Annotated in this window: 23 protein-coding genes; 9 read left to right on the top strand and 14 right to left on the bottom strand. The window is 65.4% G+C overall.

The genetic code is table 11. From position 1 onward, the window contains the following. Window positions 1–3 precede the first annotated feature (3 nt). From prpF to AC1DJH_RS15710, 4 genes are read right to left on the bottom strand one after another with little or no spacing between them, the layout of a single operon-like run. Window positions 4–1,197 carry a 2-methylaconitate cis-trans isomerase PrpF gene (prpF, locus tag AC1DJH_RS15725; protein ID WP_472126180.1) on the bottom strand — a complete coding sequence of 398 codons (1,194 nt, stop codon included), beginning with the start codon at window positions 1,195–1,197 and terminating at the stop codon, window positions 4–6. Window positions 1,198–1,220: 23 nt separating this feature from the next. After that, a complete protein-coding gene (gene acnD, locus AC1DJH_RS15720) occupies window positions 1,221–3,848 on the bottom strand; it encodes a Fe/S-dependent 2-methylisocitrate dehydratase AcnD (protein WP_478186282.1) in 2,628 nt (875 codons plus the stop codon). 20 nt (window positions 3,849–3,868) lie between these two features. Next, a complete protein-coding gene (prpC, locus tag AC1DJH_RS15715; protein WP_472126177.1) occupies window positions 3,869–5,032 on the bottom strand; it encodes a bifunctional 2-methylcitrate synthase/citrate synthase in 1,164 nt (387 codons plus the stop codon). Then, window positions 5,029–5,424 (bottom strand): acyl-CoA thioesterase, encoded by a 396-nt coding sequence (locus tag AC1DJH_RS15710; protein WP_086914300.1) that lies wholly within the window; start codon window positions 5,422–5,424, stop codon window positions 5,029–5,031. The genes prpC and AC1DJH_RS15710 overlap by 4 nt, the downstream gene beginning before the upstream one ends. 120 nt (window positions 5,425–5,544) lie before the next feature. Between AC1DJH_RS15710 and AC1DJH_RS15705 the strand changes: the two genes are divergently transcribed. Next, window positions 5,545–6,957, top strand: coding sequence for a short-chain fatty acyl-CoA regulator family protein (locus AC1DJH_RS15705; RefSeq protein WP_086928896.1), 1,413 nt, complete (start codon window positions 5,545–5,547; stop codon window positions 6,955–6,957). Between the two features lie 149 nt (window positions 6,958–7,106). Here the strand turns inward: AC1DJH_RS15705 and AC1DJH_RS15700 are convergent, their stop codons facing one another. Then, window positions 7,107–8,516 (bottom strand): amidase, encoded by a 1,410-nt coding sequence (locus AC1DJH_RS15700; RefSeq protein WP_478186281.1) that lies wholly within the window; start codon window positions 8,514–8,516, stop codon window positions 7,107–7,109. Window positions 8,517–8,709: 193 nt separating this feature from the next. Between AC1DJH_RS15700 and AC1DJH_RS15695 the strand changes: the two genes are divergently transcribed. Next, window positions 8,710–9,264 carry a TetR/AcrR family transcriptional regulator gene (locus AC1DJH_RS15695; RefSeq protein ID WP_478186280.1) on the top strand — a complete coding sequence of 185 codons (555 nt, stop codon included), beginning with the start codon at window positions 8,710–8,712 and terminating at the stop codon, window positions 9,262–9,264. 100 nt (window positions 9,265–9,364) lie between these two features. Here the strand turns inward: AC1DJH_RS15695 and AC1DJH_RS15690 are convergent, their stop codons facing one another. Continuing rightward, window positions 9,365–10,300, bottom strand: coding sequence for a LysR family transcriptional regulator (locus AC1DJH_RS15690; protein ID WP_478186279.1), 936 nt, complete (start codon window positions 10,298–10,300; stop codon window positions 9,365–9,367). Between the two features lie 205 nt (window positions 10,301–10,505). Between AC1DJH_RS15690 and AC1DJH_RS15685 the strand changes: the two genes are divergently transcribed. Next, complete coding sequence (locus AC1DJH_RS15685; RefSeq protein ID WP_478186278.1) at window positions 10,506–11,279, top strand: SDR family oxidoreductase; 774 nt, start codon at window positions 10,506–10,508, stop codon at window positions 11,277–11,279. A gap of 274 nt (window positions 11,280–11,553) precedes the next feature. Here AC1DJH_RS15685 and AC1DJH_RS15680 read toward each other — a convergent pair whose 3' ends face one another. From AC1DJH_RS15680 to AC1DJH_RS15670, 3 genes are all read right to left on the bottom strand, one after another. Next, on the bottom strand, window positions 11,554–12,408 hold the full coding sequence (locus AC1DJH_RS15680) for a hypothetical protein (RefSeq protein ID WP_478186277.1): 855 nt from the start codon (window positions 12,406–12,408) through the stop codon (window positions 11,554–11,556). Between the two features lie 835 nt (window positions 12,409–13,243). Next, window positions 13,244–13,516, bottom strand: a complete 273-nt coding sequence (locus AC1DJH_RS15675; RefSeq protein WP_478186276.1) for a hypothetical protein — start codon at window positions 13,514–13,516, stop codon at window positions 13,244–13,246. A gap of 79 nt (window positions 13,517–13,595) precedes the next feature. Next, window positions 13,596–14,420 (bottom strand): helix-turn-helix domain-containing protein, encoded by an 825-nt coding sequence (locus tag AC1DJH_RS15670; RefSeq protein WP_478186275.1) that lies wholly within the window; start codon window positions 14,418–14,420, stop codon window positions 13,596–13,598. A gap of 113 nt (window positions 14,421–14,533) precedes the next feature. Between AC1DJH_RS15670 and AC1DJH_RS15665 the strand changes: the two genes are divergently transcribed. Next, the gene (locus tag AC1DJH_RS15665) at window positions 14,534–14,902 is read left to right on the top strand and encodes a nuclear transport factor 2-like protein (RefSeq protein ID WP_478186274.1); all 369 of its coding nucleotides are present in this window, start codon (window positions 14,534–14,536) and stop codon (window positions 14,900–14,902) included. A gap of 27 nt (window positions 14,903–14,929) precedes the next feature. On the opposite strand, the gene AC1DJH_RS15660 is transcribed toward AC1DJH_RS15665, so the two are convergent. After that, window positions 14,930–15,265, bottom strand: a complete 336-nt coding sequence (locus tag AC1DJH_RS15660; protein WP_478186273.1) for a hypothetical protein — start codon at window positions 15,263–15,265, stop codon at window positions 14,930–14,932. 123 nt (window positions 15,266–15,388) lie between these two features. Beyond that, window positions 15,389–16,081: a response regulator transcription factor gene (locus AC1DJH_RS15655; protein ID WP_478186272.1), complete on the bottom strand. Its 693-nt coding sequence runs from the start codon at window positions 16,079–16,081 to the stop codon at window positions 15,389–15,391. Window positions 16,082–16,211: 130 nt separating this feature from the next. Here AC1DJH_RS15655 and AC1DJH_RS15650 point away from each other — a divergent pair, with 130 nt between their 5' ends. The 4 genes from AC1DJH_RS15650 to AC1DJH_RS15635 all read left to right on the top strand — a co-directional run bounded on the left by AC1DJH_RS15650 (window position 16,212) and on the right by AC1DJH_RS15635 (window position 20,335). Continuing rightward, a complete protein-coding gene (locus AC1DJH_RS15650) occupies window positions 16,212–18,242 on the top strand; it encodes a sensor histidine kinase (protein ID WP_478186271.1) in 2,031 nt (676 codons plus the stop codon). Between the two features lie 165 nt (window positions 18,243–18,407). Then, window positions 18,408–19,433 carry a tyrosine-type recombinase/integrase gene (locus AC1DJH_RS15645; RefSeq protein WP_478186270.1) on the top strand — a complete coding sequence of 342 codons (1,026 nt, stop codon included), beginning with the start codon at window positions 18,408–18,410 and terminating at the stop codon, window positions 19,431–19,433. Between the two features lie 112 nt (window positions 19,434–19,545). Beyond that, a complete protein-coding gene (locus AC1DJH_RS15640) occupies window positions 19,546–20,007 on the top strand; it encodes a hypothetical protein (RefSeq protein WP_472115333.1) in 462 nt (153 codons plus the stop codon). Between the two features lie 55 nt (window positions 20,008–20,062). Next, on the top strand, window positions 20,063–20,335 hold the full coding sequence (locus tag AC1DJH_RS15635; protein WP_478186269.1) for a hypothetical protein: 273 nt from the start codon (window positions 20,063–20,065) through the stop codon (window positions 20,333–20,335). A gap of 36 nt (window positions 20,336–20,371) precedes the next feature. On the opposite strand, the gene AC1DJH_RS15630 is transcribed toward AC1DJH_RS15635, so the two are convergent. Further along, window positions 20,372–21,019 carry an ATPase gene (locus tag AC1DJH_RS15630; protein ID WP_478186268.1) on the bottom strand — a complete coding sequence of 216 codons (648 nt, stop codon included), beginning with the start codon at window positions 21,017–21,019 and terminating at the stop codon, window positions 20,372–20,374. After that, window positions 21,019–21,366: a type II toxin-antitoxin system prevent-host-death family antitoxin gene (locus tag AC1DJH_RS15625; RefSeq protein WP_435442227.1), complete on the bottom strand. Its 348-nt coding sequence runs from the start codon at window positions 21,364–21,366 to the stop codon at window positions 21,019–21,021. The genes AC1DJH_RS15630 and AC1DJH_RS15625 overlap by 1 nt, the downstream gene beginning before the upstream one ends. Before the next feature lie 180 nt (window positions 21,367–21,546). Between AC1DJH_RS15625 and AC1DJH_RS15620 the strand changes: the two genes are divergently transcribed. Continuing rightward, window positions 21,547–21,777, top strand: a complete 231-nt coding sequence (locus AC1DJH_RS15620; RefSeq protein ID WP_478186267.1) for a hypothetical protein — start codon at window positions 21,547–21,549, stop codon at window positions 21,775–21,777. 40 nt (window positions 21,778–21,817) lie between these two features. Here the strand turns inward: AC1DJH_RS15620 and AC1DJH_RS15615 are convergent, their stop codons facing one another. Continuing rightward, on the bottom strand, window positions 21,818–24,271 hold the full coding sequence (locus AC1DJH_RS15615) for a PepSY domain-containing protein (RefSeq protein WP_478186266.1): 2,454 nt from the start codon (window positions 24,269–24,271) through the stop codon (window positions 21,818–21,820). Window position 24,272: the final 1 nt, after the last annotated feature.

Below are 24,272 nucleotides of genomic sequence, written 5' to 3'. Positions count from 1 at the left end.
CGATCAGAAACTGTCGCCGGGAACACGTACCCAGCCTTCCATCAATACGCGGGCGCTGCGGCTCATCAAGGCCTTGGTGACCACCCATTCGCCGTCGACCTTGCTCGCCTCGGCGCCCACGCGAAGCGTTCCCGAGGGATGGCCGAAGCGCACGGCCTGGCGCTCGCCGCCGCCGGCCGCGAGGTTTACCAGCGTGCCGGGTATGGCGGCAGCTGTGCCGATGGCCACGGCCGCTGTGCCCATCATGGCGTGGTGCAGCTTGCCCATCGACAGCGCGCGCACCAGTAGGTCGATTTCCGCGGCGGCCACTGCCTTGCCGCTGGACGCCGTGTAGTCCTTGGGCGGCGAAACGAAGGCCACCTTGGGCGTGTGCTGGCGCCTGCCAGCTTCATCGACGTGATTGATCAAGCCCATCTTCACCGCGCCGTGCGCGCGGATGGTCTCGAACATGGCCATGGCCTTGGTGTCGCTGTTGATGGCGTCCTGCAGTTCGGTGCCGGTGTAAGCGATGTCGGCGGCGTTGACGAAGATGGTCGGAATGCCCGCGTTGATCAGCGTGGCGCGCAACGTGCCCACGCCCGGCACGTCGAGGTCTTCGACCACCTTGCCCGTCGGGAACATCGCGCCACCGCCTTCACCGTCGCCTTCGTCGGCCGGCTCGATGAACTCCAGTGGCACTTCGGCCGCTGGGAATGTCACGCCGTCGAGTTCGAAGGTGCCGGTTTCCTGCACCTGGCCAGCGGTGATGGGCACGTGCGCGACGATGGTCTTGCTGATGTTGGCCTGCCAGATGCGCACGGTGCACGTGCCGTTTTCCGGAATGCGCGCCGGATCGACGAGGCCCTGCGCAATCGCGAACGGCCCGACCGCCGCCGACAGGTTGCCGCAGTTGCCCGACCAGTCGACGAACGCGCTGTCGATGGAGACCTGGCCGAAGAGGTAGTCGACATCGTGGTCCGGCCGCGTGGAGCGCGACAGGATGACAGCCTTGGAGGTGGACGAGGTGGCCGCGCCCATGCCATCGATCTGCTTGGCGTAGGGATCGGGGCTGCCGATGACGCGCAGCAGCAGCGTGTCGCGCGCGGGACCGGGCTGGCGCGCCGCCGCGGGCAGGTCCTGCAGGCGAAAGAACACGCCCTTGCTGGTGCCGCCACGCATGTAGACGGCGGGAATCTTGATCTGGGGAGCGGATGCCATTGCGATGAGGAGGGTGGTTGTCTTCAAGCGGTCGACTTGTTGGCGGCCAGGAAGTCTTGCGCAAAACGCTGCAGCACGCCGCCGGCTTCGTAGATCGACACTTCTTCCGCAGTGTCCAGGCGGCAGGTCACCGGCACCTGCAAGGTCTCGCCACTGCGGCGGTGAACGACCAACGTCAGGTCGGCGCCCGGCGCGGGTTTGCCGGCGACGTCGAAGGTCTCGGTGCCGTCCAGGACCAGGGTGAGGCGCGTGGTACCGGGCTTGAACTCCAGCGGCAGCACGCCCATGCCCAGAAGGTTGGTTCGGTGGATGCGTTCGAAGCCTTCGGCCACCACGGTTTCCACACCCGCCAGGCGCACGCCTTTGGCAGCCCAGTCGCGAGACGAGCCCTGGCCGTAGTCGGCGCCGGCCACGATGATCAACGGCTGCCTGCGGTTCAAGTAGGTTTCGATGGCTTCCCACATGCGCACGATTTGCCCCTCGGGTTCGATGCGCGCGAAGGAACCCTTCTTCTGCACGCCGTCGACCACCGCCATTTCGTTGACGAGTTGCGGGTTGGCGAAGGTGGCGCGCATGGCCGTCAGGTGATCGCCTCGATGCGTGGCGTAGGAGTTGAAGTCCTCTTCCGGCAGGCCCATCTTGTGAAGGTACTCGCCGGCGGCGCTGTCCATGAGGATGGCGTTGGACGGTGAGAGATGGTCCGTCGTGATGTTGTCGGGCAGGATGGCTAGCGGCCGCATGGCGCGCAGCGTGCGCGGCACGGCCGCCAGTGCTCCCACGCCTTCGCTGTCCCAGTAAGGCGGGCGGCGAATGTAGGTCGACTGCGGCCGCCAGTCGTACTGCGGACTCACTTTTTCTCCGCTGTCGGCATGAATCGCGAACATGGGTTCGTAGACCTTGCGGAACATCTCGGGCCGCACCGACGCCGCGACGATGGCGTCGATCTCCGAGTCGCTCGGCCACAGGTCGCGCAAGCGGATTTCCTTGCCGTCAACGACGTCCAGCACGTCGCGCTCGATGTCGAAGCGCATGGTGCCCGCGATGGCGTAGGCCACCACCAGCGGCGGCGAGGCCAGGAAGGCCTGCTTCGCATAGGGGTGGATGCGGCCGTCGAAGTTGCGGTTGCCAGAGAGCACCGCCGTGGCGTAGAGGTCGCGCTCGATGATCTCGTTCTGGATCTTCGGATCCAGCGCGCCGGACATCCCGTTGCAGGTGGTGCACGCGAAGCCTACGATGCCAAAGCCGAGCTGCTCCAGGTCGTGCAGCAGGTCGGCGTCGCGCAGGTACAGCTCCACCGCCTTGGATCCCGGTGCCAGCGACGACTTGACCCACGGCTTGCGCTTGAGCCCCAGTCGGTTCGCGTTGCGCGCGAGCAGCGCCGCGGCAATCACGTTGCGGGGGTTCGAGGTGTTGGTGCAGGAGGTGATGGCCGCGATGATCACCGCGCCATCGGGCATCAGGCCTGCGGCCTCCTGCTGCCGGACATCGGCCAGGCCCACCGCGATGTTGCGCTCCGCCAGTTGCGATGTCGGCAGCCGGCGGTGCGGATTGGAAGGGCCGGCCATGCTGCGCACCACGCTCGACAGGTCGAAGCTCAGCACGCGCTCGTAGACCGCCGTCTTCAGCGCATCGCCCCAGAAGCCAGCCGTTTTCGCATAGGTCTCGACCAACGCGACCTGCGTGTCTTCACGGCCTGTGAGCCGCAGGTAGGTGAGCGTCTGCTCGTCGATGTAGAAGAGCGCGGCGGTGGCGCCGTACTCTGGACACATGTTGGAGATGGTGGCACGGTCCCCGACCGTCAGGCCCGGCGCGCCTTCGCCGAAGAACTCCAGGTACGCACCGACCACTTTTTCCTTGCGCAGGAACTCGGTGAGCGACAGCACGATGTCGGTGGCGGTGATGCCCGGCTGGCGCCGGCCAGTGAGCTCCACGCCGATGATGTCGGGTAGCCGCATCCACGAGGCGCGGCCCAGCATCACGTTCTCGGCCTCCAGGCCGCCGACGCCCACCGCGATCACCCCCAGCGCATCGACGTGGGGCGTATGACTGTCGGTGCCCACGCAGGTGTCGGGGAAGGCCAGGCCGTCCTGCACGTAGACCACCGGCGACATCTTCTCCAGATTGATCTGATGCATGATCCCGTTCCCCGCCGGGATCACCTCCATGTTGGCGAAGGCGCGTTTCGTCCACTCGATGAAGTGAAAGCGGTCCTCGTTGCGCCGGTCTTCGATGGCCCGGTTCTTCTCGAAGGGCTGCGGATCGAACCCGCCGCACTCCACGGCCAGAGAATGGTCGACGATGAGTTGCACCGGCACCACCGGGTTCACCTGCGCCGGGTCGCCGCCTTCGGCCGCGATGGCGTCGCGCAGGCCGGCCAGGTCCACCAGCGCCGTCTGGCCCAGGATGTCGTGGCACACCACGCGCACGGGAAACCAGGGAAAGTCGCGATCACGCCGGCGTTCGATGAGTTGCAGCAGGCAGTCGTTCAGGATGGCCGGCTCGCAGCGCCGGACCAGGTTCTCGGCATGCACGCGTGCGGTATACGGCAGTCGCGCCCAGGCACCGGCCTGCAGCGCGTCGACGGCGGCGCGGGCGTCGATGTAGTCCAGTGCGGTGCCGGACAGCGGTTTGCGAAATTCTTCGTGGGGCATGAGCATGTGCATTGGATTGCTCAGTGGCGTTCTTCGATCGGCAGGAACTTCAAATCCTCGGGGCCGGTGTAGTTGGCACTGGGGCGAATGATCTTGTTGTCCACGCGCTGTTCGATCACATGCGCGGCCCAACCGCTGGTGCGCGCGATCACGAACAGCGGTGTGAACATGGCCGTCGGCACGCCCATCATGTGATAGCTCACCGCGCTGAACCAGTCCAGGTTCGGGAACATCTTCTTGACTTCCCACATGACCGATTCCAGCCGCTCGGCGATGTCGTACATCTTGGTGGTGCCCGCACCGTCGGACAGGCGCTTTGCCACGCCCTTGATCACCACGTTGCGTGGATCGCTCACCGTATAAACCGGGTGGCCGAAGCCGATCACGACCTCCTTCGCCTCGACGCGGCGGCGGATGTCGACCTCGGCCTCGGCCGGGTTGTCATAGCGTTTCTGGATCTCGAAGGCCACCTCGTTCGCACCGCCATGCTTGGGGCCGCGCAGTGCACCGATGGCGCCGGCGATCGCCGAGTGCATGTCGCTGCCGGTGCCGGCGATCACACGCGCGGCGAAGGTCGATGCGTTGAATTCGTGTTCGGCATAGAGGTTCAGCGAGGTGTGCATGGCGCGCTCCCACTCGGCACTGGGCTTCTTGCCGTGCAGCAGATGCAGGAAATGCGCGCCGATGGAGTCATCGTCGGTCTCCAGCTCGATGCGCTTGCCCTGCGAAGACCAGTGATACCAATACAGAAGCATGGAGCCCAGTGATGCCATCAACCGATCGGCAATGTCGCGCGCGCCGGGCGTGCCGTGGTCGTCCTTCTCGGGCAAGGTGCAGCCCAGAGCAGAGACGCCGGTGCGCATCACGTCCATGGGGTGGGCGTTGGCGGGAATCTGCTCCAGCGCCCGCCTCACGCTGGCCGGCACACCGCGCATGGCCTTCAGCTTGGCCTTGTAGGCGGCGAGTTCGGCGCGCGTCGGCAGCTTGCCGTGCACCAGCAAGTGGGCGATTTCCTCGAACTCGCAGACCTCGGCGACGTCCAGAATGTCGTACCCACGGTAGTGCAGGTCGTTGCCAGTGCGGCCCACGGTGCACAGCGCGGTATTGCCGGCGGTGACGCCGGAGAGAGCGACGGACTTCTTGGGTTTGAAGGCAGGTGCAGTGGTTTCGGTCGTGGTGGTCATGCTGTTTCCTTGTCCAGATAAGAGCGATTGATGGGGGCAGGGCGACCGGTGGCATCGACTGCCACCATCTCGAACACGCCCTTGAGGACTTCTTCCGCCGGGATGCCCGGCTTGTCGGCGATGCCGCTCACACAAACGGTCATCGAGCTGCGGCCGATACGGCTGACCCATCCGCGAAGGGTGAGCTGGTAGCCCACCGCCACCGGCGATAGAAAGTCCACGCTGGTCACGCTTGCCATCACGACCTCTTGCTGCGCCAGTCCTCGTGCTGCCAGAAAAGCCGCCTTGGCCATCAACTGCAGCCCTTGCCCGGCGAACAGCGTGTCGTGGTGATTGGCATGCACCGGCAGCACCAGTTCGCGCAACTCGGCTGTTCCAGTGGGTGTTGTCATGCTTCGCAATTTACGCAGAAAATGCGCTTCACAAAAGGACTGAAAGGGTGAAGACTTGCGAATCAAATTCAGCAAAATTGCAAATCTTGCGAAGATGAGTGAGCTTGGCCTGTCAACACGATGAAAAAAACGTTCATGGGGGTACGACTGCGCAAGCTGCGCGCCGAGCGCGGGATGTCCCAAACCGCTATGGCCAATGCGCTCGGGCTTTCCCCCAGCTACCTGAACCAGTTGGAGCAGAACCAGCGGCCACTCACCGTGGCCGTCTTGTTGAAGATCGACCGAGCGCTTGGGATCAACATCCAGGAGTTTTCGGAGGACGAGGAAGCGCGTCTGATCGCCGGCATGCGTGAAGCCCTGGCCGATGCGACTGAACCGGTATCGCTTCCAGAACTCAAGGAGGTGGCGTCGCAGATGCCCGCGTTGGGACGCGCGCTGATTGCCCTGCATCGGCGCAGCCTCGAGGTGCAGGAGCATCTCGAGACGATCGCGGTGCGCATGGGCGACGACCGTTCGGACATCACTTCAGCACGGGCTATGCCTTTCGAGGCGGTGCGCGACTTCTTCTTTGCGCATCAGAACCACTTCGAAGAAATCGACCGGAACGCCGAGGCATTGGCCGCTGAAGCCGGTGTGCGCGGCGCACTCTTGGCCGACTGGCTGGTGCAGCGCCTGCTTCAGCGTCATAAGGTGCGCGTGATTCAGCTGTCCGACGAATTTGGTGGCAAGCGGCAGTACGACCCCGCGCACCGTACGTTGCGCGTGTCGGCGGCACTTGACCCGGCCCAACAGGTTTTTCAGCTCGCGACGCAACTGGCACTCATTGAGCAGGCAGGCGCGATCGACTCTCTCGTCTCTGGCCACGCGTTGCTGCACGATGCGCCTTCCAAAAAGTTGGCACGCGTTGGTCTGGCCAACTACTTCGCTGGCGCGGTGCTGCTGCCGTACGGACAGTTTCTCGGCGAAGCCGAGCGGCTTCGCTACGACATCGATCTGCTGGGAAAACAGTTCGCCGTCGGCTTCGAGACGGTCTGCCACCGGCTCAGCACCTTGCAGCGTCCGGGCGCCCCGGGCGTCCCGTTCTTTTTCGTTCGGGTCGACCGAGCCGGCAACATCTCCAAACGGCAGTCTGCAACGCACTTCCACTTCAGCCGCACAGGCGGCACCTGCCCGCTTTGGAATGTCTATGAAGCCTTTGCGCAGCCGGGCCGCATCCTGCCCCAGTTGGCCTCCATGCCCGATGGCCGCTGCTACCTTTGGATTGCACGAACCGTGACGAGCAATGAAGGCGCGTACGGCTCGCCACAGCGCATCTTTTCCATCGGTCTGGGGTGTGACGTTCGCAATGCTTCCCGGCTGGTCTACGCTCGCGGACTGGATCTGCGAGACCCGACGGCGGCTACCTCGATCGGCATGGGTTGCAAGGTCTGCGAACGCATCGAATGCCGGCAGCGCGCGTTCCCGTTCGTCGGACGTTCGTTGGACGTGGACGAAAATCAGAGTCACCTAACGCCATACGGCATGACGCGATAAATTTGATCTGGCAAGCACTGACGCCCGTAGTAGTGCGTTGGAAAGCGACCGCTTGGTGGCTAAAAGCGGCCGATCTTTGGACTAGCGCGGCAGGCCGCAACCAGTCTAAAGCGGACTTCGCCACATGAAATACCGCCCTGTGCGCGAAGTCAAAGGCTCGGGTGCAAATGGCGAACGGTGCTCACCGATTCCAGCTGCGCTGCGGCGTGCAACAGCGTCGATTCCGCCAGCCAGGTCGACACCAGCTGCACCCCGATCGGCATGCCATCGCTGCTCGTCCCAAACCGGATCGACATGCCGGGCAGGCCGGTGAGGTTCAAGGGCACGGTGGAACCTTGCAGGTAAGTCGCGTCGACTTTCTGCCCGTTGATGGTGAACTCGGAGACGCCGTGTTTCTGAGCAGGGATCGGCTGCACGGGCGTGAGCAGCACGTCATAGCCTTTGAAGTAGTCGGCAAAGCCGTCCCGCAGCCGCTCGGCGGCCTGCTCTGCAGCGATGTAGTCCGCCATGGACGTGTCGGGGGTGGCGAGCATGGTCTTGGCCATCATGTAGATCTCGTCCTGGCCGCGACCTGCCGTGGCCCTTGCGAAGTCGGGCTTCATTTCCATCACGTGCAGCTTGTTGAACACATCCAGCGCAAAGTCACGCTCGAGTGCCGCAATGCGCACCGGCTCGACGACGTGGCCCAGGCTCTTGAACGCGTCTGCCGCTGCCATCACCGTTGCCGCGACTTCCGGGTCGATCGGTCCGAAACCCGGCTCGATCAACCAGCCCACGCGCAGGGGTCGAACTGGCGAGAAGCCCAGCCCAGCATTGAACGGTCCTGCGCTCGATGAGAAGGCATCTGCGCCGTCGGGCCCCGCCATGAGCGAGTAAGCCAGCGCCACATCGCGAACGCTGCGCGCCATGGGGCCGACATGCCAGAAGCGTCGCGGTGCCCGTGGCCAGATTCCCGTCATCGGAACGCGGCCGTGGGTAGCCTTGAGAGAGGTGATGCCGGTCTGGGCGGCGGGGCCCCGCACGGAGATGGCGAGGTCAGTGCCAAGGCCCAGCGGCGACATGCCGGCCGCGATCGCGGCCGACTCACCGCCGCTCGATCCACCCGGTGTGCGCTCCAAGTTCCAGGGGTTGTTCGTGCGTCCCGACAAGAGGTTGTCACTCTCGATCCAGTAGGAGAACTCGGGGAGATTGGTCTTGGCCAGCAGGATCCCGCCCGCACTCTTCAAACGCGCCACGCTGGTCGCGTCGGCATCCGGTGTGCGGCCTCTGAAGATCGGGGAGCCGCGCTGCGTCATGACGCCAGCGGTGTCGATCGAATCCTTGACCGTAAAGGGCACGCCATGCAGAGGGCCCAACTCGGCGCCTGCCATGACTGCTGCTTCCGCCGCCTTGGCCGCGGCGAGCGCGTTGTCCGCCAAGGTGACGATGGCATTGACCCGAGGGTTGACGGCTTCAATGCGGTCCAGGTGCGCCTGGACGACTTCCACCGGCGAAATCTCGCGGGTGCGAATGAGCTGAGCCAGCTGGGTCGCGTCGTGATGGATGAGAGCGGATGTCATGGAATGGTCTTTCTATCTATCAGTTGGTAGGTAACGATGCTAGGCAGCGACGCTCACGCCGTCAACAACTATCTGCCACTTGATAGAAATAAGTCGGGGCCGTAAACTGATTGGCTGAAGCCCCGTGTCAAACGGGGCAGCCACCATCCACAAGCGGAGCCGTTCCATCGCCACCACGACCCGAGAAGCCATCTTGGCGGCCGCCAGGCAGACGGCCCAGCTGCATGGCTATGCCGGCTTGAACTTCCGAGATCTCGCGGAGACAGTCGGGATCAAGAGCGCCAGCATTCATTACTACTTCCCGAGCAAGGCCGATCTCGGCTCCGCGGTGGCACAGCGCTACTGGGAAGACAGCGCTGCGGCGTTGGAGGCCCTGTCGGCCGATGCTGCAGATCCGTTGCAGAGCCTGCGCGCGTACCCGAACGTGTTTCGCCAGTCACTCGCCAACGAAAACCGCCTGTGCATGAGCAGCTTCATGGCGGCCGAATACGACGACCTGCCGGACGCCGTCAAGAAAGAAGTCCAGACCTATGCCGACGTTCACGTCACCTGGCTGAGCAAGATGCTCGTAGCGGCGGGTGTGGCAAACGCCAAACAGAGCGAAGCGCGAGCGCGTGGCATCTACGCCGCAGTGGCCGGCGCTCAGCTCGTCGCGAGGAGCCGCTCCGACATCGCGCTTTACGACGCGATGATCGAGACTTATCGGAATACCGGGCTCTTCGGCCCCTCGCTCGCGTCTACCGGCTAGATGCTTGAGCTGAGAACGCTGATCGAGGAAGTGAATGTCGCGTGGTGCTCGCAAAAGCTGTCGACCACACTCACTTCGGACCGTCGATCGACCTATCGCTTCAGCGATCGGCCGATGTCGCAATGAGCCCGTTTGCAACGCTTGGGCGTCCCGGCCAGATGCGTTCAGCCAGCGCCGACGCAAAGAATTCTGTCACCTCGCGCACCCTCGCCGGGATGAACTTCCGGTTGGGCCAGATGAGGCTGACGTCGCGGGTCTCGCCGATGAAGGCATCCAGGACGGTCACGACGTCGTGGTCACCCATTTGACTGGCCAGCGAGGCTCCATAAAACATCCCGACGCCTACGCCGGCCTGCACTGCGGAGAGGATGGTTTCGACGGTATTGGAAGACAGATTTCCGCTCACCCGTACGCTGCGCTGGCCGTGCGGTCCGTTGAACGTCCAGTTGTCGATGCTGTTGTAGATGAGGCAGTTGTGATTGATCAGGTCCTCGGGCGTTTCTGGCATGCCGCACCGCTCGAAGTAGCGGCGCGACCCGGCACAGACCAGCGAGGTGTTCACGACCCGCTTGACCACGGCGTCTAGGCTGCGTTCGGGGCTGACCCGGATCGCCAGGTCAATGCCCTCGGCGAGCAGATCCTGCACGCCGTCTCCCAGCCTGAGATCCAGCGTCAGCTTCGGATGAAGTTCCAGCAAGGCGGGAACGACGGGGAGGACGTGCAGCCGTCCGAAAGTGGACGGGGCTGCCACCCGAACCAATCCGGAGAGCTGGAGCGAACTGTTCGTCAACTCGCCATCCGCCTGCGCCATTTCCTCAAGAAGCGGCTTGGTCCGCTCAAAGTACTGCCGCCCCTGATCCGTCACGACGACGCTGCGCGTGCTGCGGTTGAGCAACTGCACGCCAAGACGCCTTTCCAGTGCGCTCACGGATTTGCTGACCGCGGACTGCGACTCTCCGATGCGTCGTGCCGCTGCGGAAAAACCGCCGGCCTCGACGACGGCTACGAAAGAAGCCAATTCTTGAAATCGATCCATGGAATTCCTTTGATCAGGAGCGGTGTGCTGCAGACGATCTATTCCAAAACAGACTAGCTGATATGAAAATTTCGTCGATTATCACTTGCTGAAAGGCTAATTACATTGCGGTGTCACCAGCCAGCGGGACCGACAGCGTCAAGGCAAAGCAACTGCAAAGGTCTGGGTGACACGACAACCAAACCATCGAACAAAGGAATCAAACATGACTTCTGCAACCAATCAGCCAGGCAAGATCGTGGCTCCGTCCCTGAACCTTTCGGGAAAAAAAGTCGTCGTGGTGGGCGGCAAGACAGGCATTGGCCTGGGGGTGGCGCAGGCCGCACGCGCAGCAGGGGCCACGGTGGTCGTCGCCAGCCGTCGCACTTCGCCGATCGAGTCGCGCCCGGACCTGGAGGGCATTTTGCAGGTTGGCCTCGACATGCGCGACGAGTCGGCCGTCCGAACAGCGTTCGATACCATAGGCCCACTGGATCATCTGGTCGTGACTGCGGCTCCGGACCTGGGGACCTGGGGCGCCTTCATGGACGCTGACATGCACGGTGTGCGGAGCTACATGGAAGGCAAGTTCCTCGGAAGTTGGGCATGCGCACGTTATGGCGCGCCACATCTTCGGGCCGGCGGCTCGATCACCTTCCTGTCGGGCGGCATGGCCACCCGTCCGAAGGTCGGTTACGCGGCTGTCACCTCATCGTTCGCTGCAGTGGAAGCACTGTCGGGCTCACTCGCACTGGAACTCGCACCCATCCGGGTCAACACGATCCGTCCGGGTTTTATCGACACGGACATGTGGAGCTTTCTGCCGGACGATCATCGCGACGGCTTGCGCCAGAAGGTGGAAGAAAGTTTTCCATCGCGGCGCGCCGGGAAGGCTTCTGACATTGGTCATGCGGCGCTGTTTCTCATGACCAATTCGTATGTGACCGGAACCGTGGTGGAGGTTTCCGGCGGCGAGAACCTGGTCCCCAGCGTCTCCTGAAATCGAAGCGAGCCTGCGGTACCGCAACCTTCTGCGCGAGGGGGGCCCAAGTCGGCAGGAGATCACAGACGGCTGCTTTGCAGCGAAAGCGGTCCTCCACAGAGGCAAGCAGAGAGGTCCGCAATCTGGCGCTCTACTGACATGCGCAAGGGCCCCGTCCGTGGATAACGCCCGGCGTCGTGTGGGTGCCCTCAAGAGACAACCAACGTCCTGAGCTCATTGCAGCAAAGCTCCCGGTTTGCAAGCTGCCCAGCCGCAGCGCTTGCGACCGTCGTCAGGAGCTTGAGTCGCCGGAGCCGGGACCTTTGCGTCCGTTCCCTCGGGCGCGCCGTGCGGCGATTGCCTTGATCACGGGGGCGTTCAAGACACCGTCTGGAATGAAGGGCTCTTCATCGTCATCCAGAGCGGCTATGTCGTGGTCATTCTCGCTGATCTGCCAGGCTGGGCGGATGTGCAAGTGGCGCTTAAGGAGTGCAAGCCTGAAATCGATCTCTGGCGTGCTCTGGCTGCTGGTTGGCAGTTGTGCGGGTACCAGGAAGAGGGCGTCAAACTTGTTGAACTCCTTAAGGAAATTCGTCAGATTCTCCGATGTTGCCGGTGTCATCCGATTGATCCTCGAGACCATGCTAACGGTGTCGCCGGATCTCAGGTCCGCTGTGATGTGATCGACGTTGGGACCAACGATCACGCCGTAGTGGTGCGGGTTACTCTTGTAGATGCCGGTAACGATCGTGACGCGCAAAGCGTCCTCGGCGTCCTCTCGGCCCCACCGGTTGTGCCACTCAGTGAAGATCTTCTTGCCCGCCTCCAAATCTCTGAACATCAAGCCCATGAATGGCGGCTGGCGGCCTGCCCATCCGTAGCAGGTACCACCCCATCGGGCCTTGTCCCAGACCGAGATGTTGATGGGTGAGACCACCTTGCGTTGCGTGTGCTTGCGCTGCGACGTGTCCATCAGCGCTTCTGGGGGCGGGCCATCGCCAGGCTTGATCGGCTCTCTGGAGATGTCGCTCTTCGCGGCAGGCCGGTTCGCCCGCCATTGCTGGTCACGCAGGCAGTCGTATTGCTTGTCATTGGCGCTAACAATAAAAGGCAATTCGCCTTGTTGCTGACCGTGAAGAGTGTGCAAGTAAGTGAATTGCTTCAGCTCACTTCCAGCTTGCGGAGAGCAGCAGGTCGGAGATGCTTATCCAAGTTCTGCAAACCTGACGTTTCAGAACCGAATGACCGAAGGTGGGCAGCGCCCAGGTGAGCCCCGCGTATCCGCTCACGGAACGACGCGTTACAGCTATCCGCCCAGAATGATGTTGCGCCTGGATCAAACGGATGGAACTTCGCATGCGCGGCTTGCTGATGCTTGAGCAAATGCAGCACTTGCTTGCGGGCTGGTCTTGCGGACTGGAAGCGCTTCGATGTTCGCCGAACTTTCAGCGGTCCAGGGCGTCCGACCGCCGATGAACCTGCTGGTCGGAGCCATGCTGCAACCGGTGCGCACGAGCCAAGCTGGGGACAAACGTAATTACTGGCCGCAATGTTGAACGCCCGCAAGGGGCCCAACGGCAGCAAACTCGTAAATCATCTCGTTAAATGGGCGATCCCGCCATGCAAACTCGTAAATTTCCTCGGGAAAGGACCCTTGAGAGCAAATTTATGTGATCGCAGGGGGCTTTAGAGCGAGATTTACGACTTTCTGACCGCTCACTGACATAGTGGCTATCTCACGCAGGTTCTGACGAGTACATCGTTTAACATAACACGCATTGCGTCTAAAAAAAGCGCGAGTCTGCCATCCTGAAAAAGCGTCGAAGCTCGCTCTCGCAGCCGAGGTTCAGGCTATCGACGCTTGCTGCGCTGTCACATGCGTTCACGAAGGTCGACGCCACGTTCGCGGCCATCGATTCGACGGGGCTCTATCCCGTCGCATTGGAAGCGTCCCAGGGTCATGCGATGGTCAGCCCCGCCCCTCAGTCTTCGCTTTCTTCCTCGTCCTCGTCTTCTTCCGCTTCTTCGGCACGGCGAACCGTCAGGAAGTTCTCGGTGTCTTCCACGAAGGCCATGGCCTTGCCGTCAGGCGCCATGCCGCGGACTTCGGTCTGCGCGCCATCGCCATTCTTGTAGTCGACCGACACCAGCGCAAAACAGGCCAGGGCTTCTTCCATCTCACCATCGTCGCCGCCGTCGTAGACAGCGACCCATCCGTCGGCGGGCATGATTTGCAGAATCTTCACTTCTTCCATGGGTTCTTTCCAAGCTCAAGACAAATTGTGTCTTCAGGATAGCCGATGAAAAAGCGCCCCGAATGGCCGTCGCATTGGCTTACGTGCGTGCCGCGCGGCGCGCCGCACGCACCGCCTCGGCCTCCCGCACCGCCGTGTCCGTGAACGCATTCGCCGGATGCATGACCTCCAGCGCAATCTCCTGCAAGGTCACGTCGACCGGGCTGCCGAACACCGTGATGGCGCTGATGAACGACAGCCTGCCAATGCGTGTGTCGATGTCCAGCGTCATGGCGGGCCCGCCGGTCGATTCGTCGACCGGCGCCATGCCGCCCGGCCAGGCCAGGGCCTCGCGCAGCAGCGACCCCAGCCCCGGGTCGCCGGTCAGGTCGAACTGGCGGCGCATCTGCACGATGAAGTGGGAGCGCCACGCAGGCAGGTGCTGCACGCGCGGCGCCATGCCCAGCGGATGCAGCATGAGGCGCACGACGTTCGTCGGCGCTTCCAACAGCGAGGCGTCGATGCCTTCGTAGAGCGCCGGCACGCCGCCGTTGGCGCGCACCACGTTCCAGTGCCGGTCGATGACGAAGGCCGGAAACGGCCGGTGCCGCTCCAGCGTGACGTCGATGATGGCGCGCACCGAGTCGAACGACGCATCGTCGAAAGGCCGATGCTCGAACACGGCCGCGAAGCCGGCGGCGGCCAGCAGCATGTTGCGTTCCCGCAGCGGAATCTCGAGCTCTTCGGCAAGCCGCAGGATCAGGTCGCGTCCGGGTTGGGCGCGGCCCGTTTCCACGAAGCTCAGGTGCCGCGTCGACACGTCGGCCTGCAGCGCCAGTGCCATCTGGCTCAGGACGCGCCGCTCGCGCCAGCCGCGCAGGCGCTGGCCCAACTGGAAGGCCGGACTCATGGCGTCGTTGTGCATGGGCGCAGCATAGGGCAGCCCATGCAAGCGGCCATGACGTGCAGGTCATCGACGTTTCCGGTGCGAAGAAGCAGAGTGGCGCGCCCTCCCCTTTTTTTCCAGAAAGACCCGCCATGCCCACACCCGAGACGCTCGAACGCTTCATTGCGCTCGTCGAAGCCAACGCCCATGCGCAGGCCGTCGAGGCGTTCTATGCCCCCGACGCCGCGGTGAGCGAAAACCAGTCGGCGCCGCGCGTCGGGCGCGACACGGCCATGGCGCGCGAGCATGCGATCCACGCCAAGGCCCGTTCGATGGCGTCTCGCTGCGTGCGCCCCGCGCTCATTCAAGGCGACCATGTCGCCATCCGCTGGGTGTTCGATTTCGAATGGCCCGACGGCACGGCCACCCACATGGAAGAGGTGGCCTGGCAGCGCTGGGAGGGCGAGCAGTTGGTGGCTGAGACTTTTTTCTACGATCCGGCGCAGCGCACGCCTCGTTGAAACGGCGGCGACAAGAAAGGCGCAGTGCTAACGCACCGGTGGACGAAGGACGGACGATTCCAGCAAGCGAAGCTGGTATGCAATCTGATGAAGCTGCTGCGCCACGGTGAGGGGCCGGGCCGCGCTCGCGCCAGTGCGAGCCCCGGGCTCCTTGCGCCTGCGTGGTTTGAGCGTCGCCTTGCGGCGCACCTGGTGCATCGCGGAATGCACGGCGGCGGACGCATCGTCGGTGGCGTCGCGCAACGCTGCGACGGCCAGTTCCAGATCGATGTCCCGTTGCCTCATGGCTTGCTCCACGAGACCCGGCGTCTTGGGCAGAGCGCTCGCCGCGCCTTTGAAATGCATCTCTTTTTCAAGCCTCAAGGAGATTGCTCCTGACCGTGCGTGTCCACCTGTCGTGCGGCCTCACGCCTGATCGGCAGGTTAAGGCGTACGTTGCGGTCGAAACTGAGCGTTTCTGAGCGCGGCATCTGCGCAGCACCTGCGTCAGGGCCGGACCAACGCCGTGGCGTGAAAGCAGTAGCCGGCATTGCGCGCGGTGTTCAGTGGCAGGGTCAGCCCGGTGGCCTCGCTGACCTTGCGCCGCAGGCGGCGAATCTGCGTGTCGAGGCGGCGCTGGTCGTAGCTCAAGAAGTGCTCGCCCAGCGCCGCCACGATCTGCTGTCGGCTGGCGATGTCGCCCGCGCCGCGCATCAGCTCGTGCAACACAGTGAGATCCTGTTGCGACAGCGCGATGGGTGGGAAGCCCGGCGCCGACAGTCGGCGAGCCCCCAGTTCGAGCACCCACGTGTCGGCCGGGAGCGTGGCGGCTTCCTCCCCCAGGCGGCGTGACAGTGCCGCCAGGGTCGCCGCGAGTTCGTCGAGGTCGGTGGTCTTGGGCAGGTAGTAGTCGGCGCCGATGTCCAGTCCCGCGACGCGATCGCGGGACCCGCCCCGCGCGGTCAGCACGACGATGCCCAGGCGCTCGCCGCGTTCACGCAACTCGCGGATGAGGGTCAGGCCGTCGCCGTCGGGCAGGCCCAGGTCCACCAGCGCGATGCCGTGGCGTCGCGGGTCGTAGCGGCGCCTGAAGCCTTCGAGCGAGCTTTCGGCATCGACGCGATAACCGGTGCCGACAAGAAACTCGCTCAACTCCTCGCGAAGCACAGCTTCGTCTTCCAGCAGGATCACATCACGCATGCGGGGAGGTTAGCGACAGCGAGCGAGGGGGACCTGAGCATTTCTGAGCGCGCAACGAGGATGGCGGGTGCACGTCGTGAAGCCGGGAAAGGCGCGGATTCTAGGCGGGCGCCGGAGATAATCCGCGCCGATGAAATGGCTTGTCTGGTGTCTGTGCGTGTGTGGCTTCATCGCTGTGTCGGGCCTCGCCGCATCGAACGCGGCCCACGCCTCGCCGCTGCTGCTGGACCCGCGCACGAGCGTTGACAGCCACGGCCACCTGTCGATGCTTCGCGATCCCGCAGGCCGGCTCGACGCCGACGCAGCGGCGGCCGCCACGGACTGGCAAGTGCTGCCCGGCGCCGTGAACGCGGGCTTCACCACCGACACTCTCTGGATCCGCCTCGACGTGCAACGGCCTGCCGCCGCGTCCGACCGGTGGCTGGTCGAGTTCGGTAATGCGCTGCTCGACGATGTGCGGCTGTACCGGCAGGCCGCAGCCGGGCAATGGCAGCAGGTGCAGCATGCGGGCGAGGACACCGGACGCGGGCAATGTCCCGTGGACGCGCGCAACGTGCAGTTGCCGCTGCTGCTCGACAGCCCATCGCCAACGCCGTTGCTGCTGCGCCTGCAGACCAAGAACGCCATGTCGACCACCATCGGCTTCGCGACCCCCGAGACCTACGGCAGCGCGGCGCGGCGCGAGTACCTCTGCTATGGACTCGGCTTCGGGTTCGGCCTGCTGCTGATCGCCTTTCACTCGCTGTTCTGGCAGATGACCCGCGACCGCCTGAGCGCCTGGTACCTGCTGTACGTGTCCAACGCGTTGCTGGTCGAGCTGCTGAGCGCGGGACTCGCGCAGCAGCTGCTCGCGATGCCGGTGTGGCTGTCCGACACCGTGCTGAGCCTGTCCATGTGCACCGCGTTGGCGATCGGCGTCCGCTTTTCCGTCATGCAACTGAACGTGGACGCGCGGTGGCCGCGCCCTTCCCGTGCCGTGCAGCATGCGGTGACCCTGCTGTGCGCCGCGGCCGCCGCCCTGGTCCTGGCCGGCCACAACGGGACGGCCATGCTCGCGATGCAGTCGGCGGCGATGCTCAGCATCGTGTGCCTGATCGGCGTTGCGCTGTGGCTGCTGCCGCGCGACGAGGGCCAGGCGCGGGCGTTCCTGCTGATCTTCGGCATCTACTACACGGGTGTGCTGGTGACCTTCGTGCGCAACATGGGCTGGCTGCCGGCCAATGTCTGGACCCAGAACGCCGCGGCCCTGGGCACCCTGCTCCACATGCTGCTGATGAGCATGCGGCTGAGCCGGCGCTACGACCAGTTGCGCCGCGACAAGGAAGCTGCGCAAGCGCGCGTGGTGCAGGTCGTCGGCAGGCAGAACGACCTGCTCGAAGAAGAGGTGCGCCGGCGCACGGCCGACCTTCGCAAGGAAATAGAGCAGCGCGAGCGGCTCGAGCTCGACTTGCGCGCCGCGCTGGAGACCGAGCGCCGCGCGAAGCAGTCGCAACTGGATTTCGTGGCGATGGTCTCGCACGAGTTCCGCACGCCGCTGGCGATCATCAGCACGACGGCGCAGCAGATCGCCAGGAACCTCGATGCGGCGCGCGAGAAGACCTTGTCGCGCTGCATGAACCTGCGCGCGGCGGTGCAACGCATGGCCACGCTCGTCGACGAGTACCTGACCGCGGACCGCATGGAGACCGGCCATGCGCGCTTCCAGCCGCGCCCCTGCGATCGGGAAGAGCTGATGCAGCTGTTCGAGGACCTGGCGGCCGACTGGCCGGACGGGCGGATCGCACTGCAGGCGGGCGAACTCCCGCCCCGCCTGGTGTGCGACCCGGGTCTGCTGCGCGTGGCGTTGCGCAACCTGCTGGCCAATGCGGACCGGCACACGCCGGCTGGCCGCGCGATCGAACTGGACATCGTGTCGCACTCGCTCGATGTGTTGCGCATTGGCGTGAACAACCCCGGCGAAGCGATTCCGTCCGACGAAGTCGCCCGCGTGTTTGAAAAGTACTTTCGCGGGCGCAAGGCGGCGCGCTCGCCCGGAGCCGGACTTGGGTTGTATCTGGTGCACCGGATTGCGCAACTGCATGGCGGCCATGCGCAGTTGGAAAGTGCCGGGCACGACGGGCCTGTCCGCTTCAGCGTGGCGCTGCCGTTGGAGCAGACCTGAGCCGAGGTGGGCCAGGCCGCTGGATTTCGACGCCGTCGAATCGATGGCAGCCAAGCCCATGGAAGTGCCGACCACAGCAAATACACTAACGGCATCGGTTCCCTATCTTGGTGAAGCAGAAACCATCTTGCTAGCAATAGAAACCTTGGCCGTTAGTGTATTTTCATGAGCACCCTTTCACTCTTCGCGCCGCACTCCGACGAAAACCATCGCCTGGCCTTCGACCGCTGGCTGGCGGACCAGCGCGCGGCGGGTTCGCTGCGACAAACGGGATCGATTGCGGTTTATCGCGACATGTGGGGCAGTTTCGTCGCGTGGTGCCTGGGCCAGTCGCCAGTTGTCGACCTCGACACGCTCGACGTGCGCGATCTCGAGGCGTTCCAGGCCGCGCGCTATGGCATGAAGGCCGCCGACCAGTCGCTCTCGCCGCGCCATGCGCTGCGGCTGCTGCGGCTCATCGATCGGGTGCTGCGCCACCACGCGGCACAAACCGGTGAGCCGCCCAACACCGCGGCGTCCGACTGGCTCGCGGTGCATCCGGACATCCGCTACGCCGAAGCGGCGCAGTCCGACCCCCTGCCCGACTTTCTCTCGGTGCCCGAGGCGCGACGGCTGATCACGTTCCTTTCCGAAGCGCGGCCGCGGCCCGGTCTTTCGGGACCGCGGCGCGACGCCCATCGCGCCTTCAGCTGGCAGCAGCTTCGCAACCGCACCGCGGTGGCATTGCAGCTGGGTGGCGGGCTCGCCCCGGGGGACGTGCGCGCATTGACGATGTTTGCGCCGGTGTCCGCGGGCGGACGTGTGCGCGGCAGGCCCTGGAAAGTCTCGGTGCCGGGCAACGGCAACCTGCCCCCGCGCGAGACACCCATCGCGCCTTGGGCCGGCGAGTTGCTGCAGCACTGGCTCGAAGTCCGCGCCGAGGCGCGCATCCTCGGCGACAACCTGCTGCCATCGACGCTCAGCGGCAAACCCTGGAGCAAGGAGGCGCACTACAAGGCGGCCAGGGCAGTGCTGGAAGAAGCAGGCGTGGAAGCCGCCGACGGCGGATCGTTCCGGTTGCGGCACACCTTTGCGCTGCGCCAGCTGCGCCGCGGCACGCCGGTCGATCAGGTGGCCAGATGGCTCGGCATCGATCCGGAGGCGATGGGCAAGTACAGCCGCGTGGTGGTCGGCCCGGCGGATGTCATCTGACGGCGGCGCGGGCGGCGGCCACGGCCCTTTGGGGCTCCCTCCTACGCCCGCGGCGCGGCGGGTCGTTAAGGTTGTCGCTTCGAAATCGAAAGCTTGCCTCCGGCACAGACCCATGAATTTTTCCGTCTCCAGTTCCCTCGTTTCCCGCACCCTCCTGATCGCCGGCGCACTCGCACTCGGTGCATGCGCCAGCAATGCGCCCACCGCGAGCACCGCATCGGGGATCGACAACCAACCCGACCCGACCATCCTGCTGGTGCCCGTGCGCATCCAGGATCCGGCCCTGGCCTCGGGATGCTGGGCCCAGTTCTATTCGAAGCGCGACTTCCAGGGCGACTTCGTCACACTGGTCGGACCGGCTCAGGTGCAGAGCATGGACAAGGGAACCGCCAGGCAGCTCAAGCGCGACATCGACAGCGTGAGCGTCGGCCCGCGCGCCACCCTCGAGGTGTACGAGCACGCCATGTTCAAGGACCGCACGGTGAGCTTTGCGCCGAACAGCCGCGAAGGCGGCCTGGTGCGCAAGCTGGGCTTCGGCGGCCGCATCGAGGCCATGAAGCTTTCCTGCAGCTGAGGCCTCGGATGAAGGCGCTGGACAAAGCTGGCACGAAGATCGCAATGCCTTCTTCATGCTTACATCCATCCAGAAAGCCATCATCCTGCGAAAGAACGGCTTCGCGGTGCCGGATGCGCCCCCCGAGCCGTCGCTGACCCAGGCTCAATCCCTGGAGCCGGCCCCGGCGATGCAAGCCTGGCACCGGGCCATCGAGGCCCTGTTTGCCGGCTACGCCGCGGCCCGCGCCGCGAAGAGCCTGCGTGACGCGCAGGAGAAAAGCCAGCTCGAGTGGTTGCGCCAGATTTCGAACGGTGCAGCGCCAAGGCTTCGAACGCAGCGCATCTGACCGCTTGAAGGCCTCAGGCCTGGCCTGCTGCGCGCCTCAGCCCCGCAATTCGAAGGCGGCCTGGACGATGGGCCTGGCCCATCCCCGCGTTGCCGCCAGCGCCACGGCGTCATCGGCTTGGGGAAAATCGATCTGCCCCCGGCTCATCTCCAGCACCAGCACGGGGTCGCCGATCTCGCCACCGGGCGGCGCTTCGGCACTGTTGTCGAACACCTGCAGCCGCGCCAGCGAAGGCATCAACTGGATCAGGTTGGCGCGAGACGCCACCCAACGCTCGCGGATCTTGTGCTCGGGAATGTCATGGCCGCCGTGCGCCACCCTCGCGCGCACACGGGCCAGGTGCTGCTCCGGCGACGCGAGCCCGCAAAAAATCATGACCACGTCGTGGGACGCCGCAGCAGCGGCCAGCATGCCGGGAATCGTGTTCGCGCCCAGGGTGGTCTCGAAGGCGTAGTTGCTGCGTTGAGCGATCGCGGCCTCGAGCCTGTCGCGCCCCAGGTTCCATGCGCGGGCATTCGCGTCTTCGGGCGCCAGCCCCAGCTGCGCCATGAGTTCGCGGGCACAGGTGTCGGGGTTGAACCAGCTCAGCCCGTGCTCGGCGAGCAATGCCCCGCCCACCGAACTCTTGCCGGCGCCATTGACGCCGGCCAGCACCAGGATGAACGGGCGCTCGGCCGCCGCCATCAGAAGGTGTCACCCGCCTTGGGGCGGCGCCCCAGCTTTCCCTTGGCCGCGAACAGGCTGCCCACCTGCTGCGCCGCGCCCGGCTGCTGCAGCACGCCGAGCCGCGCATCGAAGCGGCGGCCGAGTTCGTCGAGCACCGACTGCTCTCGCGCCTTGAGCGCCTGGGCGTCTTCCACCAGCTGGTTGTAGGTGGCCGCGGTCAGCAGCACCATCTCCACCGTCGAATGGTTGGTGACGGCCACGCTGCCGGACTCCTGCACCTGGCGCACCACGTCGCCCCAGCGGTTCTTGACGTGAGAGGCGTTTTGACGCGGCAGTTCGTTGAGGCTGGGCAGGACGGCGGCCATGGGATACTCCTTTGACGCCATTATGGCAAAAATGGCTAAATTAGCCAAATCTCTGCCACGCAACGAGGCCGCCCGATGCGCCATCTCCCACGCCGCATCGCGACCATCGCGCACGTTCCGGCCCCGCGTACGGCCGGAAGGTTTTTCCGACAGAACCAACGAGGCCTGCATGCGAATGAAATGCCCATCGAATACCTCATGGAAATCGAGAACGCGCCATTCCCCTTTCGCGTCAATGAACCGGCCGCCATCAAGCACATCGCGGTGCTGAAGGCGGTCGGGCTGGTCGAGGCGGAGATCTATCCGCCGCTGGACCTGTGCGGTCGCTTTCGCGATTACCAATCTGCCGTGGTGTCGCGGATCACGGCGAAAGGGCACGAAGAGTTGAGCCGGGAATGGGCCCAGGCCTGAGTCAGGCCCAGCGTCATCCGATTGGGCCGGTCCGGTACCTCTAGTACACGTCCCGGCGGTAGCGGCCCTGCGCGACGAGGTCGTCGAGGGCGGTGCGTCCCAGCATGTCCTCGAGCACGGCATCGACCCCGCCGGCCATGCCGTTCAGGCTGCCGCACACGTACACCACCGCGAATTCGTCGATCCAGCGGCGCAGCTCGACCGAGGCGTCGCGCAGCAGGTCCTGCACGTAGATGCGCTCGGGCTGGTCGCGCGAGAAGGCGAAGTCCGCGCGCTCTATCCGGCCTTCCGCCTGCCACTGCGCCACCTCCTGCGCGAAGAAGGCGTCGTGCGCGCGCTGTCGCTCGCCGAACAGCAGCCAGTTGCGGCCATGCCCACGCTCCACGCGCGCACGCAGATGCCCCCGCAGGCCCGCATACCCTGAGCCGTTGCCGATGAAGATGCACGGTCGCTCGTCCGCCACGAGCGCGAAGCCTGGATTGGCCACGAGCCGGAGTTCCACGTCCGCACCCGGCGCCGCATGCGCGGTGAGCCAGCCGGAGACAAGGCCCAACCCCGACGCATGGCGCGCCTGCCGGACCAGCAGCCGCAGGTGCCCCTCGGTCTGCACCGACGCCACCGAGTAACGCCGCGCTGCGACGGCGGGGCTCGGCCGCAGTTCGACCAGCGCGCCGGGTTCCCAGTTCGGCAGGCCGCCCTGCCCGGCAGCGAGTTCGATCTCGTAGAGTGAGGGGCCCAGGCTGCCCGGGTTGAGCAGGCGGCGCGCGGCCAGCGTCCACACCGAGAAGGGCTCGACGGCGTCGACCGCATCGTCCGCATCAGCCAGAAGCTCGCCGCCGGCGCCGGTCGACGCCCCCCGCAGCGCAACCAGTTGCCGCCGCCACAGCGCGAGCGCCCCGGCATCGCCGTTGTCCACCTCGACCATCGGAAACAGCGACTGCGCGCCGGCCGAGACCAGCGCGTGGTCGAGCGTGTGGCCGAAGCCGCAGAAGCGCTCGTAGTGCCGGTCGCCCAGCGCGAGCAGGCCATAGCGCAGGTGCGACAGCGCCTCGCCACCGACCTGCGCAAGCCGTTGTGCAAAGCGCCGCGCGGCGTCGGGCGGGCCGCCCTCGCCGAAGCTGCTGGCGACGATCAGCAGGCGCTGGTGCTCGCGCAACTGCGCGGGGTCGAGCCGCGCCATCGATGCCACGGTCACGGGCAGGCCGGCCGCTTCCAGGGCGGCGGCGCTGCGCATCGCGATGCCCTCGGCCGTGCCCGACTGGCTCGCGAAAGCCACCAGCACGCGCTCCCGCGCGGATGCGGACGCAGTGCCATCGGCCGGTCGCAGCGTCGCCGCGAGCGCGGTCCGACCGGCGCGCACCACGCGCTTCTTGCGCCGCCGGTCGAGGTACAGCAGCCATCCGGTCACCGAGAACACCGGCAGCATCAAGGCCGCCAGCATCATCGCGATGCGACCCGGCAGGCCGAAATAGGTGCCCATGTGCAGCGGATAGATCGCGGCCAGGAAGCGCCCGCCCGCCGACTTGGCGTCATGCCGTTCGTCCTGCGCGACGTCGCCGCCGGGCAGCTTCACCGTCATGCGGTTGCGCGCGCGTTCGTGCGCGGGCGCCGTGTCGAGCCAGGTAAACAGCACCGACGGCGCGGCGCCGGAAGGCACGCGCAGGATGACTTCGCTCCAGCCATCGGTCTCTTTCGCGTGCCGATCGAAGGTGGCCCATGCCGGTGCGATGTCCACCGCGGCGGCATCGTCGCGCGCCATGTTGCGCACGCGCGGCGCCGTGCGCGCCTGCTGCGCGGCCACGCGCGGGTATCCCGCCCATGCGTCCACGCGATCGCGCAGGCCATCGAAGGCCCAGTACAGCCCGCTGGTGGTGAACACCAGGTACATCAGCACCGCGCAGGTGCCCATCACCGAGTGCAGGCCCCACAGGAACGAGCGCCCCTTGAGCGCGGGGTCGAAGGTGAACCAGGCGCGCCAGTCGCGCACGCGGCGCGGCCAGCGCAGGTACAGGCCGGACAGCGACAGCAGCAGCAGCCCGGCGGCCAGCACGCCGGTGGCCACGCGCCCGGGTTCGCGCGGCAACAGCAGCCAGCGGTGCAGCGCCTCGACCCATTCGAAGAACTCCGCGCCGGCCAGCGGCGGCAGCGCGGTGGCCGTGTAGGGGTCTAGGTAGACCGTTTCGCCGCGCCGCTCGCCCTTCGGCGGCGCGAAGATCACGCGCGCCGCAGCACCGGGCTCCGCGAACAGCGCGAGCGTGCCGACCTGCCGTTCGGGCCACGCCTGCCGCACGGCCGCCAGCAGTTGCGGCGGCGTGAGCGGCTGCACGGCCTGCGCCGGCACATGGCGCCCGTGCGGGTTGAGGGCATCGATGATTTCCTCGCGAAACGACAGCACCGCCCCGCTCAGGCCGATGACGATCAGCACCGTGCCAGCGGTGATGCCGACGAACCAGTGCAGCTGGAACCAGAGCTGGCGCAGCGAGGGAAATTTCATC

This window comes from Variovorax sp. 10N412 (assembly GCF_056394985.1).
Note: the sequence above shows the minus strand (reverse complement) of the source record. Positions and strands in the feature narration are given on the sequence as shown.

Excerpts from the sequence above, each read along its gene's own strand:
- prpF (WP_472126180.1), bottom strand. The coding sequence starts at position 1,197 with ATGGCATCCGCTCCCCAGATCAAGATTCCCGCCGTCTACATGCGTGGC.
- acnD (WP_478186282.1), bottom strand. The coding sequence starts at position 3,848 with ATGCCCCACGAAGAATTTCGCAAACCGCTGTCCGGCACCGCACTGGAC.
- prpC (WP_472126177.1), bottom strand. The coding sequence starts at position 5,032 with ATGACCACCACGACCGAAACCACTGCACCTGCCTTCAAACCCAAGAAG.
- AC1DJH_RS15710 (WP_086914300.1), bottom strand. The coding sequence starts at position 5,424 with ATGACAACACCCACTGGAACAGCCGAGTTGCGCGAACTGGTGCTGCCG.
- AC1DJH_RS15705 (WP_086928896.1), top strand. The coding sequence starts at position 5,545 with ATGAAAAAAACGTTCATGGGGGTACGACTGCGCAAGCTGCGCGCCGAG.
- AC1DJH_RS15700 (WP_478186281.1), bottom strand. The coding sequence starts at position 8,516 with ATGACATCCGCTCTCATCCATCACGACGCGACCCAGCTGGCTCAGCTC.
- AC1DJH_RS15690 (WP_478186279.1), bottom strand. The coding sequence starts at position 10,300 with ATGGATCGATTTCAAGAATTGGCTTCTTTCGTAGCCGTCGTCGAGGCC.
- AC1DJH_RS15685 (WP_478186278.1), top strand. The coding sequence starts at position 10,506 with ATGACTTCTGCAACCAATCAGCCAGGCAAGATCGTGGCTCCGTCCCTG.
- AC1DJH_RS15675 (WP_478186276.1), bottom strand. The coding sequence starts at position 13,516 with ATGGAAGAAGTGAAGATTCTGCAAATCATGCCCGCCGACGGATGGGTC.
- AC1DJH_RS15670 (WP_478186275.1), bottom strand. The coding sequence starts at position 14,420 with ATGCACAACGACGCCATGAGTCCGGCCTTCCAGTTGGGCCAGCGCCTG.
- AC1DJH_RS15665 (WP_478186274.1), top strand. The coding sequence starts at position 14,534 with ATGCCCACACCCGAGACGCTCGAACGCTTCATTGCGCTCGTCGAAGCC.
- AC1DJH_RS15655 (WP_478186272.1), bottom strand. The coding sequence starts at position 16,081 with ATGCGTGATGTGATCCTGCTGGAAGACGAAGCTGTGCTTCGCGAGGAG.
- AC1DJH_RS15650 (WP_478186271.1), top strand. The coding sequence starts at position 16,212 with ATGAAATGGCTTGTCTGGTGTCTGTGCGTGTGTGGCTTCATCGCTGTG.
- AC1DJH_RS15645 (WP_478186270.1), top strand. The coding sequence starts at position 18,408 with ATGAGCACCCTTTCACTCTTCGCGCCGCACTCCGACGAAAACCATCGC.
- AC1DJH_RS15640 (WP_472115333.1), top strand. The coding sequence starts at position 19,546 with ATGAATTTTTCCGTCTCCAGTTCCCTCGTTTCCCGCACCCTCCTGATC.
- AC1DJH_RS15635 (WP_478186269.1), top strand. The coding sequence starts at position 20,063 with ATGCTTACATCCATCCAGAAAGCCATCATCCTGCGAAAGAACGGCTTC.
- AC1DJH_RS15630 (WP_478186268.1), bottom strand. The coding sequence starts at position 21,019 with ATGGCGGCGGCCGAGCGCCCGTTCATCCTGGTGCTGGCCGGCGTCAAT.
- AC1DJH_RS15625 (WP_435442227.1), bottom strand. The coding sequence starts at position 21,366 with ATGGCCGCCGTCCTGCCCAGCCTCAACGAACTGCCGCGTCAAAACGCC.
- AC1DJH_RS15620 (WP_478186267.1), top strand. The coding sequence starts at position 21,547 with ATGCCCATCGAATACCTCATGGAAATCGAGAACGCGCCATTCCCCTTT.
- AC1DJH_RS15615 (WP_478186266.1), bottom strand. The coding sequence starts at position 24,271 with ATGAAATTTCCCTCGCTGCGCCAGCTCTGGTTCCAGCTGCACTGGTTC.